This window comes from Pseudomonas sp. W2Jun17 (assembly GCF_023127795.1).
Classification (GTDB): domain Bacteria; phylum Pseudomonadota; class Gammaproteobacteria; order Pseudomonadales; family Pseudomonadaceae; genus Aquipseudomonas; species Aquipseudomonas synxantha_A.
Window position 1 is genome coordinate 194,242 of sequence record NZ_SPKO01000034.1, and the last position, 12,705, is coordinate 206,946.

Consider the following 12,705-nt stretch of genomic DNA (forward strand, 5'->3'; position numbering starts at 1 on the left):
GTAAGTAACGATGAGAACTGCCTATTTGGCCTCCACCGCCTATGTCTTGGGTGAACAGGCCCATGATTATCGCGACGCGGCTTCTTTCGAGGCGGTGTGCAAGCAACACAGCATGCCCGATTTCGCCAGTGTGTTTGGCTGGGGCACCTACTGGCGTACGACACGCTCGGTCGGCGAACTGCTGGTTGAGTCAGTCGCTGGCACATTGGCCAGCAGCGGCTTACGGGGCTGTGACATTGATGCGCTGGTGGTGTGCAGCAGCAATTTCGAGTCGGGCCAGGTGGTGGACTATCTGCCGCTGCTGCGCGAGCTGCAACTGGCTCGCGCCTTCCCGCTGGGCGTGACATGGGGCGATTGCACCATGCTGTTGGCAGGCCTTGAGGTCGCCCGCGCCCAGGTATTGGCCGGGCTGGACAATGTGCTGGTGGTCTCGGCCAATCGTATCGAAGACGAAGCTTTCCGGTTCCAGCATTACGCGTTGTTCAGTGACGGTGCTGCCAGTTGCCTGGTGACTTCAGGGCGCCGCCGCGGCTTCGAGATGCTCGGCAGCCTGGCCAGGTCAAATGCCGGGCTGGCACACGACCCCAAGGAGGATGACACCCGGCTGTTCCGTGAGGTGCATGAGCAGTTTATGCACCGCCAGCAGATTAATACGGCGGACCTGGAACAGGTGGTGTGCAGCAACGTGTTCCTGCCAGTGCTCAAGATCAAGGAAGGCCGGCAGGGGGTGAGCGGTACACAGTTGTATGTGGATAACGTGACGCGGGTGGGGCATTGTTTTTCCGCTGATTCGCTGATCAACCTGTGCGATTACCAGGCGCGTGCGCAGCAGGTGCATGGCGGCCTGGTGATGTTGACTGCCAATGCCGATGGGCTGCGCTGCCAGACATTGTTGCAACGGGTGAGTGATGCCTGAAACCGGCGGGCTACCTTGGCTGTGTGGGCAAACCTATAACCGCTCATAGGTTTGGTCAGGATCGAATTCTTGTAAGTTGAGAATGATGTGGGGTCGCCTGGCGGCCATTCCTCAAGAATTCTCCAAGGGTCGATACTGAACATGGTCAAAGACTTCGACAGCAATGAGAATGCCGGCAATGCGTCCGGGTCGGATACCCACCCGCATGCTTTCGACATTGCGATTATCGGGCTGGCGGGCCGCTATCCCCAGGCCGAAAATATCGAGGAGCTTTGGGAAAACCTCAAGCTGGGTCGCGATTGCATTACCACGGTCCCTTCGCAACGTTGGGACCACGACGCGATCTATGACCCATCCAAGGGTGTCTCCGGCAAGACCTACAGCAAGTGGGGCGGCTTCCTGCGTGGAGTCGATGAATTCGATCCGCGCTTTTTCAACATTTCACCGCGTGAAGCCGAGATCATGGACCCGCAGGAGCGCCTGTTTCTGCAGTGCGCCTACCACGTGCTCGAGGACGCCGGCTACACACGCCAGAGCTTGAGCGCCAAAGGCCGGGTTGGCGTCTATGTTGGCGTTCAGTACACCGAATACACCGCCTTCAGCACCGCACAGACGCTGGTCGCCGCACTGCCTGCCTCCATCGCCAACCGCGTGTCATTCTTCTGTGATTTTCGCGGCCCCAGCCTCACGCTCGACAGCATGTGCTCATCCTCGCTGACCACTATTCACCTGGCGTGTCAGAGCCTGCGCAGTGGCGAGTCGGAGTACGCCATTGCCGGAGGCGTTAATGTGTCGATCCATCCCAACAAGTACCTGCTGCATGCCCAGGGCCGTTTCGCGTCCAGTGTGGGTTGCTGCAAGACCTTTGGCCAAGGGGGCGACGGCTATGTGCCGGCCGAAGGCGTGGGCGCCGTGTTGCTCAAACCGTTGCCCCAGGCCATCGCCGACGGCGACCGTATCCATGCAGTGATAAAGGGCAGTTCAATCAACCATGGCGGACGGGCGACCGGGTTTACCGTGCCCAAATCGTCGGCCCAGGCCGTGGCCGTGCGTTCGGCGTTGCACCAGGCCGGCCTGGCGTCCAGCGACCTGAGCTACATAGAAGCGCATGGCACCGGCACGGCCCTAGGCGACCTGATCGAAATCGAAGGTTTGCGCACCGTGTTCGAAGCTGACGGCTTTGAACCGCAAACCTGCGCCATCGGCTCGATCAAATCGAATATCGGCCATTGTGAAAGCGCCGCGGGGATAGCCGGCCTGACCAAGGTCTTGTTGCAGCTCAAGCACCGCCAGTTGGTGCCGTCGCTGCACTCCACGCAGCTCAATCGCAATATTGATTTTGCCGGCAGCCCGTTTCACGTCCAACAAACCCTGGAGCCCTGGCTACCCAAGGGCGCCGCCGATGCTGTGCAACCGCGCCGTGCAGGTATTTCGTCATTTGGTGCCGGCGGTTCGAACGCGCACCTGGTGGTCGAGGAGTATTCCCCCCAGGCCCACACCCACGTACCGACGTTGCCGAGCGACGTCCTCATCGTGCTGTCGGCACGCACGCATGAGCGCCTGCAGGCGGTAGCGGCGCTGTTGCTGGGGCGCCTGGAGCAAACGCCACTGGCCTGCGACCTGGCGGGTTTGCATGATCTTGCCTACACCTTGCAGGTGGGCCGCGAAGCCCTGGACGCGCGGGCCGCGTTCACGGCCCAATCAGTGCGGGTGCTCAAGGAACGCTTGGTTGCGTTGGCAGACGGGGCCCAGCATCCCGACGTGCTCATTGGCCAGGCGCTCAAGCCGGTACGCCTGCGTGCGGGCGAAACGGCGGTGCCAGTGCAATCGCCGGCCATGGACGATAACCAGGCGGTGATGCGTCACTGGGTCAGCGGCGGTCAGGTCGAGTGGGCGCAGTTGTATCAAGGGTTCCAGCCGGCCCGAATCAGCCTGCCGCTGTACCCGTTCGTTCGGGAACGCTGCTGGGTGCCACCTGCGCCGCAGACTGCAGTGCTCGGGCGCTTCGCTGCACCCGGCGACGGCCCGCATCCGCTGCTGTCACGACAGATCACGGCAGGTGACAGCCAGCAATTTGAAGCGCAGTTTTGCGGCGACGAATTTTTTCTCGACCACCACCGTGTCAACGGGCGCAAGGTGCTGCCGGGCGTGGTCTACCTCGAAATGGCGCTGGCGGCGCTTTCGCGGGTTTCTGGGCAAGCCGACCTGGCCCTGAACAGCATCCTGTGGGTGCGCCCCTTCGAGTGCTTTAACGATCCAGTCACCCTTACCCTGGCTGTGGAACAGGCTCGTAAGGGCAGCGGTTGGGAGTTCGAGTTCTTTGCCTGGCTTACCCGTGAGCCGGGGGGCGAACCGGTGCGCCAGGTCTATTGCCGCGGCCAGGCGTCGGTGCCTGCAGAGCCCGCCCCCCTGGCCCACCTGGACGTGAACGCACTCGCGGCGCTGGCACAAGGCGCGGCGTCGACCACCGAGTTCTATCGCCATTTTGCCGCCGTGGGTATCGAATATGGCCCTGGCCATCAGGGCCTGCATGCCTTGCGTGGCGGCGCCGAGCAAGTGCTGGGGCATGTGCGCTTGCCAGACTTCCTCAAGCCGGGTGATGAGTTCCGCTTGCATCCTTGTCTGCTCGACAGTGCACTGCAGGCAGCCATGGGTTTCACCACAGGCAGTGAGTCATCGCAAGGGCCCCAGGTGCCTTTCTCCCTGGAGCAATTGACCCTGGGCCGTTCCAGGCGCACACCCGCCTGGGTGAGGCTTACTGCACACACATCGGGTGGCGGTCGTGGCAGCTTTGCCTTCGATGTGGAGGTGTTCGACGCTCAAGGCGAGCCCTGTGTGCATCTGCATGGCCTGCGCTCACGGGTCATGGCACGAGCGCCTGCGCCGCCCAGCCTGGCCTTGATGACACCCGGCCTTGAGGCATTTGTCGAACCTGCTTGGGCCGGCCTTTCACACGCTCACCGGATTTACCTGTGCCCGGGCAGCGAAGCTTACGCCGCCCAGGTTGCCGAGCACTTTCCCCAAGCCCAATGCGTACTGCTCGAATCCGGCGATGATCAGGGGCTGACATTGCCTGAGCGCTACTGCCGGGCCGCGCAAGCATTGAGCGAGCACCTGCGCCAATTACCGCACGACGGGCAAGGTTGCCTGGCGCAACTGGTCGTCGCCGACGACGATAGCTCAGGCCTGTTCGCCGGGTTGTTCGGGCTGCTGCGATCATTTGCCCGCGAGCAAACTTCATTGCGGGTGCAACTGCTCCACCTGCAGCCGGGCGATGCGTTGCCGCCACTGCTGCAGAGCGCCTGCACCGCAGATGCGGAACTCGCCCTGCACCGTCGTGATGGTCAACTGTTCAGCGCCAGCTGGCAGCGCCGGCCTGACGAACAACTGCCGGCCGAGCCGGGTGCCGCGCCGTGGAAACCTACGGGGGTTTACCTGCTCACGGGAGCTTCTGGCGCCCTGGCACGCAGCATCGCGCTGGATATCGCCCGCGCAGCAGAGGGCGTGAGCCTGGTACTGGTGGGGCGTGGAGTGCCGGATGACGACATGGCGGCCCATATCGAACAACTCGAGAGCTTGGGCGCGCAGGTGTTGCATCGCACGGCCGACCTCGCGGACGCGACAGCTTTACGCGCACTTGTGCAGGAAGTATCAGCTCGCGTGGGATCGCTCACGGGGGTGCTGCACATCGCCGGCTGTCGTCAGGATGGGTTGCTCAGGAACAAATCGGCCGAGCACCTGCGCCAGGTGTTGCTGCCCAAGGTTGACGGCCTGTGGAACCTGGACTGCGCGACGCAAGACCAGCCCCTGGAGTTCTTTCTGGCCTTTGCCTCCATCGCGGGTGCCTTGGGGAATGCGGGTCAAAGCGACTATGCCTGCGCCAACGCGTTCATGGATCAATTCGCTGAATATCGTAATCGACAGGTGGCTGACGGCACTCGACAGGGCCATACCATCGCGATCGACTGGCCGCTGTGGGAGGACGGAGGCATGCAGTTGAGCCCTGAGCACATGGGCGCGATGACCAAGGCAACCGGCCTGCGGCCTTTGGCGACGACGCAGGGGCTACAGGTGCTGCGCCATATCATCCACCAAGGCGGCGCACGCTGGTTGGTACTGCCAGGGCAGGGCGCCACCTTCGAGGCACTGGTAGCCGGGCTTGGCGTGGGGGTTGCTGCTGCCGTGGCACCGCGCAGTCAGGTGGACCCAAGCGATACTTTGCGTGGGCTGGTCGGGCAGATCCTCAAAGTCGACGCGCAAGAGATCGACGACACCACGGCATTTTCGGACATGGGCTTTGACTCGGTGATGCTGACCGAGCTGGCAACCGCCATCAATCGCACCTACACACTCGAACTGGGTACCGCGGCGCTGTTTGAGCATCCGACGCTGCAAGCACTGGCGGCGCACCTGCAAGGGGCGCGGACGGCCGAATCGCAGCCGCCGGCACCGGGCTTGACACGGGCGCAGGTTGCCCAGGGCGTGCGGGAAGTGGTCGCCGAGGCCCTCAAAGTGCGTTTGGAGGACATCGGCGATGATGATCCCTGGAGTGACTACGGGATGGACTCGGTGAGCAGTGTCCAAATGACCGGGCTGCTCAACGAACGCTTCGATATCCAATTGGCCGCCGATACGTTCCAGGCTTTTGGCAACGTGGTTGAATTGACCACCGCGATTGCCGACATCCAGGTGGTGATGGCGTGTGCCGATATCGAGCGCCAGCCCAGCGCTGGCGGTGGGGTAATTGCTGATACAGCGCTGCTCGATGAGTTGGTGGCATTGGTGTGTCAATTGTTGAAAACCGTCGCGGGCGATATCGACCCGCACACCGATCTGCATGACTTCGGTTTCGACTCGGTACTGCTGACTCAACTGTTGGCACAGATCAGCAGTACCTACGGCGTCGAACTCGACCCCGGGAGTGTTCTGGAAGATGCGACCGTGGCCGGTTTGGTGGCTCAGGTACAGGCGCAGCGCCATGGCGCAGAGCCGGCTTCGCTGCGGGTGCCGCAGGTGCAGGAGCGCCCGGCTCCTCAACGCGTGGTTACCCTGGCGGAGCCTGAGCAACGGGCCAACCGGCAAAGCCCGGTCGTGGTGCTGTTATCGGCCGGCAGTGCGGCGCAGTTACGGCAGGTGGCGGACAACTTGTTGCACCTGATCGACGGCCAGGCCGACCATGACGTGGACCTGCACACCCTCGCCAGGGTGACCCAGGCCGGCAGTGGCTTGATGCCCGTACGGTTGGGGCTCAGTGTGGTCAGCCTGGAGGCATTGGCCGAGCAGTTGCGCGCCTATCTGCAAACCGATGAGCACAGCGCTTACGCTCAAGTGGGTAACGCCGAGGTCGATGCCAGTGTGCTCAATCGCGTCATGGCATTGCCAGGCCTGGCCGATCAAGTGCAGGGCTGGCTGGATCAAGGCGGCACCTTGCCGTTATTGCAGCTGTGGTCCCAGGGCCTGGACGTGGATTGGCGTTCGCTGGCGGGCGCGGACTCGCCAGCGTCCGCGCTCAGCCGCATGCCTGCGTCGCCGTTGCGTGAGCCCGCCCCGGTCGTGACGCTGCTCAATCACGCTGGCGAGCAAGGGCTCTTCTGTTTCCCCGCCGCGGGTGCGGGCGCGCAGTCTTTTCATGCATTGGCCGCGGCCCTTGGCGATGTCGCGCAGTTGCAGGTGCTGGAGTACCCACCGCTGGATACGCAGGCACCGCCAGATCTGTCGATGCAGCGCATGGTCGCTGCGCATGTTCATACCGTCACCCGTCGCTGCCCCGCTGGTGTCGTCCGTTTGCTCGGACACTCTTTTGGGGCCAGCGTGGCTTTCGAGGTGGCGGTTGAACTCCAGGCACGCGGACGCCAGGTGCAGTTGTTCATGCTCGACAGCTTTTTCTATGTGCCTCAAGAGCTTCAAGGTGAGGTGTTGACCAGCGCGCAGTTGCGCTACTTCCTGGGTGATACACCGCTCTGCGCACGCCTGCTGGACGCCCAGGACAAAGGCGCCGTGGTGTCCCTCAAGCAGGTACGCGAGCTGATGCGTGATGCCAGCCTCAACCAGGGCCCCGCACAGGGTCCGGGTGCATGGCTGGCGGCGCAGATCGCCATGAGTGTCGACTATCGCCCCACCCACACCTTCACCGGCGACACCTGCGTGATCATCGCGGCGCAAAGCATTCTCGGCGCAAGCAGTCTTCCCCACACCCTGGCGCGCTATTGCGCCTACCTGACCGCGAGCCCCCATGTGGCCACGGTGGACGGTGGCCATATGTCGATGCTCAACCCGGGCAACGTCCATACCTTGGCGCGTGCGCTACGCCTGCACCTTGATACACCGGGTGGTAAGTCCCAAGGGCGACGCGCAGGCGAATTCTGAAGGTGGAGCGGCAAGGCTCCGCCTCAAGGGCGCGGCCGTGCCCGGGTTTGAGCAGTTCATAGGAGAAACCAGCGTGTCCATTGTTTTTATGTTTTCAGGACAGGGGTCGCAATACCGTCACATGGGGCGGGCGCTGTATGAGCGGCACGCCGGGTTTGGCCGGCACATGCGCGCGCTGGATGAGGTCGTGCGACAAACCGGCGGGTATTCGGTGCTGGATGGGTTGTATGGCGACCAGCCCCAGGCAGCGGCGCTGGACGACATTCTGGTGACGCACCCGGCCATCTTCATGGTCGAGTATGCGTTGGCGCAGTCGCTGATCGAGCACGGTGTATACCCCGACCATGTACTCGGCTCCAGCCTGGGAGAAGTGGCTGCGGCGGCTGTAAGTGGTGCGCTTGACGCCGAGCAGGCGTTGGGCTTTGTGGTTCGTCAGGCTCGATTATTCCATGAGCATTGCCCGGCGGGAGGGATGACCGCCGTACTGGCCGATATCGCCGTGTTCGAGCAATTGCAGGCCGACGGCATCGAGGTTGAGCTGGCGGCGATCAACTATCCGCAACATCTGGTCATCAGCGGGACAGTCTCTGCATTGGCTGCGGCGCAAATGCAGTTGGCGCGGCGCAACGTGGTGTTTCAGAGGCTTGATGTGAACCGCCCATTTCATTCTTCGCACATGGATCCATTGCGCGACGCATTCATTCAAACCAGCCAGGCATTGCAACTGCGCACACCGCGGATGGGCTATGTCTCGTCAACCCTTGGCGGCCCCGTCAGCCAGTTCGCCCCCGAGCACCTGTGGCATGTGGTGCGCTCGACACTGCAGTTGGCCCCCGCCATTGAATACCTTGAAGGCCTGGGCCCCCATGAATACCTCGACGCCGGCCCGTCCGGATCGATGGCCAATTTCGCCAAACGCTGTCGCAGTGCCCACTCGGCATCCACCGACAGCCTCATTCTGAGTCCCTTCGATACCTCGGCACGCTCCTTCGAGCGGCGCATCACTTCTTCGGCACAGCGCGTTGTCAGCGCGGAGATCATGGCTATGAAACAAAGCAAAACGGTGTACATGTTTCCCGGGCAAGGCTCGCAGTTTCGCGGAATGGGTGAGGGCTTGTTCGAACGCTTTGCCGAACTGACGGCCTGTGCCGATCGCGTGCTGGGCTACTCGATCCGTGAGCTGTGCGAAAACGATCCGCGCAACGAACTTGGCCAGACCCGCTTCACCCAACCTGCCCTGTATGTGGTCAATGTACTGTCGTACCTGGCTCAGGCTGGCGATGCCGCGCCCCCCGACTATGTGCTCGGGCACAGCCTCGGCGAGTTCTGCGCTTTGTTTGCCGCCGGCGCCTATGACTTCGAAACCGGATTGCGCCTGGTCAAGCGGCGCGGCGAACTCATGTCCGAGGCCACCGGGGGCGGCATGTCGGCTGTGCTGAATCTGGATCTTGCGACGATCAAACAGGTGTTGCGCCAGGCTGGGAGTACACAGCTGGATTTCGCCAACTTCAATGCCCCGCAACAGACCGTATTGGCCGGACCGCTCGACGCACTGGAAAGCGTGCGTACGCAGATTGAAGACGCCTCGGGTATTTGTGTCGCGTTGAATGTCAGCGCGCCTTTCCACTCCCGCTACATGCGTGGCGCCCAAGAAGCGTTTGCGGCTGAGCTGGCCCGTGTGACCTTCAAGCCCCTGACGCTGCCGGTGATCGCCAATGTCGACGCACGCCCTTATGAGCAGGAAGCTATCGCCAGCCAGTTGGCGCGGCAAATGACGTCATCGGTGCAGTGGGTCGAAAGCATCGAGTATTTACTGCAGGCCGGCATCACCCAGTTCAAGGAGATCGGCCCCGGCAATGTATTGACCAATCTGCAAGCGAAAATCGAAAAAAACCGTTCGCCAGCCCAGCCAGTCGTGGCATCTGCCGTGGTTGCACCGCTGCCTTTGGCTGCGCGGCATGACGACGGCGTGCCGGGCCTGGCGCTGACAGCCGAGGGGTTGGGGAGCGCCGCATTCCGCCAGGCCTACAACCTGCGGTATGCCTATATGGCCGGTGGCATGTACAAGGGCATCGCGTCGGTGGAACTGGTGGTCAAGCTTGTCAACTCAGGGTATCTGGCGTTCTTCGGCGCGGGCGGCTTGAGTACCGCAGCGGTCGAACAGGCCATTGTCGAAATCGCTCAACGCACCCAACCGCGCGCTTTCGGCATGAACCTGGTCTGCAACCTGTCCAACCCCCACAAGGAAATCGAGCTGGTCGAGTTGTTCATGCGTAAAGGCGTTACGGTGATAGAAGCCGCGGCCTTCATGCAAATCACCCCGGCGCTGGCGCTGTACCGGTTGCGCGGCCTGATCAAGGTGGGTGACCGGATCGAGGCGCGCCACCGGATCGTCGCCAAAGTCTCGCGGCCGGAGGTGGCCCAGCAGTTTCTTGATCCGGCACCTGCGCGGGTGGTGGAAAAGCTGCTTGCGCAAGGGCTGGTGACGCCCGAGCAGGCGCAGTGGGCGCAGTCGGTGCCGATGGCGGACGATCTGGTCGTAGAGGCCGATTCCGGTGGGCATACCGACATGGGCGTCACCGTGGTCTTGCTGCCGACGATCATCCGTTTGCGTGACAGCCTATGCCAGGCTGCCGGGTATACCGAACGGGTACGGGTGGGGGCCGCAGGCGGCATCGGCTCACCCGAGTCTGTGGCGGCGGCCTTCATGCTGGGGGCCGACTTTGTGGTGACCGGTTCGATCAACCAATGCACGCCCGAGGCCGGTACCAGCGATGTGGTGAAGACTCTGCTGCAGGACATCAACGTGCAGGACACCGATTACGCGCCTGCCGGTGACATGTTCGAACTGGGTGCCAGGGTACAGGTACTCAAGCGCGGGGTGTTTTTCCCGGCACGGGCCAACAAACTCTACGACCTGTGGCGTCGTTACGACTCATTGGCCGAGCTGGATGAAAAGACCGCCCGGCAGATTCAGGACAGTTTCTTCAAGCGTAGCTTTGATGAAGTCTTCGAAGAAACGCGTGCCTACTACAGCAAGGTTGCGCCGCAGGAAATCGACAAGGCTCTTAGCAACCCCAAGCACAAAATGGCGCTGGTGTTCCGCTGGTATTTCATTCACAGCACACGCTTGGCCATGACTGGCAGCGAGGCGCAGCGCGTTGATTACCAGGTGCATTGCGGGCCCTCGATGGGCGCGTTTAACCAATGGGTCAAGGGTACCGACCTGGAGGACTGGCGCAACCGGCACGTCGACCTCGTGGCCGAGCGGCTGATGAACGCCGCCGCCGCTTATTTGAACACCCGCTTGCGCGCCATGCTGACGCCCGCAGCGCCGGCGCAGACGGAGGGGCGGCCCGCCTACGAGGGCGCCCCCTTACGCATCGCCGGGAGTGTGCGGACATGAAGAATCGACTGTCATCCTTGATTCGTCGTCTGGCCGGGCACACGCACACTGAGGGAGGCGTCGGCGATGCCGCGGAGGCCGGCAAGCATCGTCACCCCGGTGATATCGCGATCATCGGGATGGCCTGCCGGGTACCGGGCGCGGGCGACTACCAGCAGTTTTGGGAGAACCTGGCGAACGCGCGGGACAGCGTCACGGAGATTCCGGCGAGCCGTTGGGATTGGCGAGCATTCTGGGGCGACCCCACGAGTGAAGACGATAGAAGTCACGCACGTCACGCCGGGTGCATCGATGCGGTCGATGCGTTCGACGCACGCTTCTTCGGCATCGCGCCTGCCAGTGCGCGGATCATGGACCCCCAGCAACGCATCATGCTGGAGCTGAGCTGGGCCTGCCTTGAAGACGCAGGCGTGGTGCCGTCCGCGCTGGCCGGCTCGCGCACCGGGGTGTTCGTTGCCGCGTTCAATTATGACTACAAGCAACTGCTGGAAAGCGCCGGGTTGCCCATCGATGCCCATCACTCCACGGGCAACGCAGCGGCCGTGATTGCCAACCGTATTTCGCACTTCTACGACCTTCACGGCCCCAGCGTGCTGGTGGACACCGCCTGTTCCGGTTCGCTGAGTGCCATCCATCATGCCGTGCAGTCACTGCGCCTGGGTGAAACCGAGCTGGCCCTGGCTGGCGGGGTCAACCTGCTGCTGACACCAACCCGGCATATCGCGTTTGCGAAAACCGGCATGTTGTCCCCCACGGGGGCCTGCAAGAGTTTTGATGAAGCGGCGGACGGATATGTGCGCAGCGAGGGCGCCGGTTTGCTGCTGCTCAAGCCCCTGGCCAAGGCGCTGGCGGACGGTGATCCGATCCACGGCGTGATCAAGGGCAGCGCGGTCAATCACTGTGGCAAGACCCATACGCTGACCTACCCCAGCTCTGCGGCACAGGCGCAGGTGATAGAGCAGGCGCTTGGGGATGCGCACATTCCGGCGTCGAGTGTCAGTTATATCGAAGCCCATGGCACCGGCACCCCCAAGGGTGACCCTATCGAGATCCAAGGCCTGCGCCAGGCATTTTGCCCGCAGGCAAGCGAACCGCAGACCTGTGGGGTGGGCTCGGCCAAATCCAATATCGGCCATTTGGAGGCGGCGGCGGGCGTCGCGGGGGTGATCAAGGTCTTGCTCTCGTTCAAGGCCGGGCAACTGGCTCCCCTTTGCCATTTTTCTGCACTCAGTTCGCGGATCGATCTGCAAGGCAGTCCCTTCTACCCGGTGACCCGCCTGCAGCCTTGGGAACCAGCGTCAGGGGTACGCAGGGCAGGGGTCAGTTCCTTCGGATTCGGGGGGACCAACGGTCACCTTATCTTGGAACAACCTCCCGCGTGTGCCGAGGTCGACGTGGCGGCCCGTCCCGGCTGGCTCATCGCATTATCGGCCAAGACACCGGCCAGCTTGCGCCGCCAATGCAGCGCGTTGCATGACTGGCTGCAGGGTGCCGGCGCATCTGCCAGCCTGGCGCAACTCAGCCAGGCATTGCTCACCGGCCGCGAACACCTGGCCTGCCGGCAGGCCTGGGTGGTCAGTGATCGCGACACGCTGACTGCTCAACTACTGGCTGCCTCGCAGGCCGAGGTCCAGGCACCTGAGATGGACGAGGAGGGCGCAGCGGTGCGCCAACTTGATGCCGCACGCCTGATCAAGGCACTGCCGACGCTGGCACACGAGCCGTCGGCCTACCTGGCCCACCTGCAAACGCTGGCCGAGCATTATTGCTGCGCGGTGCCGGTGAAGTTCAGCGTGCTGTTCAGTGACCAGACGCGCCACCACCTGGGCCTGCCGAGTTACCCGTTCGCCCGTGACCGCTTCTGGTTGCCGACCGCGCCGACCGATCTGCTGGAGTACCGCCTGCAACGGCATGACCCGTCGATTGGTGACCATGTGATTGCCGACCAGCATCGGGTCGCCGGGGCTGTGACGCTGGCGGTCGCGGCTCGCGCCTGGGGGGCGCTGCCGGCGGGGGG

Annotated in this window: 4 protein-coding genes; all 4 read left to right on the top strand. The window is 63.1% G+C overall.

The window, feature by feature from the left end; translation table 11 throughout:
- The first annotated feature begins 10 nt into the window (after window positions 1-10).
- Window positions 11-916: a hypothetical protein gene (locus tag E4O98_RS22755; protein ID WP_032877029.1), complete on the top strand. Its 906-nt coding sequence runs from the start codon at window positions 11-13 to the stop codon at window positions 914-916.
- 141 nt (window positions 917-1,057) lie between these two features.
- Complete coding sequence (locus E4O98_RS22760; protein ID WP_248136302.1) at window positions 1,058-7,282, top strand: SDR family NAD(P)-dependent oxidoreductase; 6,225 nt, start codon at window positions 1,058-1,060, stop codon at window positions 7,280-7,282.
- Window positions 7,283-7,355: 73 nt separating this feature from the next.
- On the top strand, window positions 7,356-10,688 hold the full coding sequence (gene fabD, locus E4O98_RS22765) for an ACP S-malonyltransferase (protein ID WP_223018434.1): 3,333 nt from the start codon (window positions 7,356-7,358) through the stop codon (window positions 10,686-10,688).
- On the top strand, window positions 10,685-12,705 hold a 2,021-nt coding region (locus tag E4O98_RS22770), incomplete at its 3' end, for a polyketide synthase (protein ID WP_248136304.1). The genes fabD and E4O98_RS22770, both read left to right, overlap by 4 nt.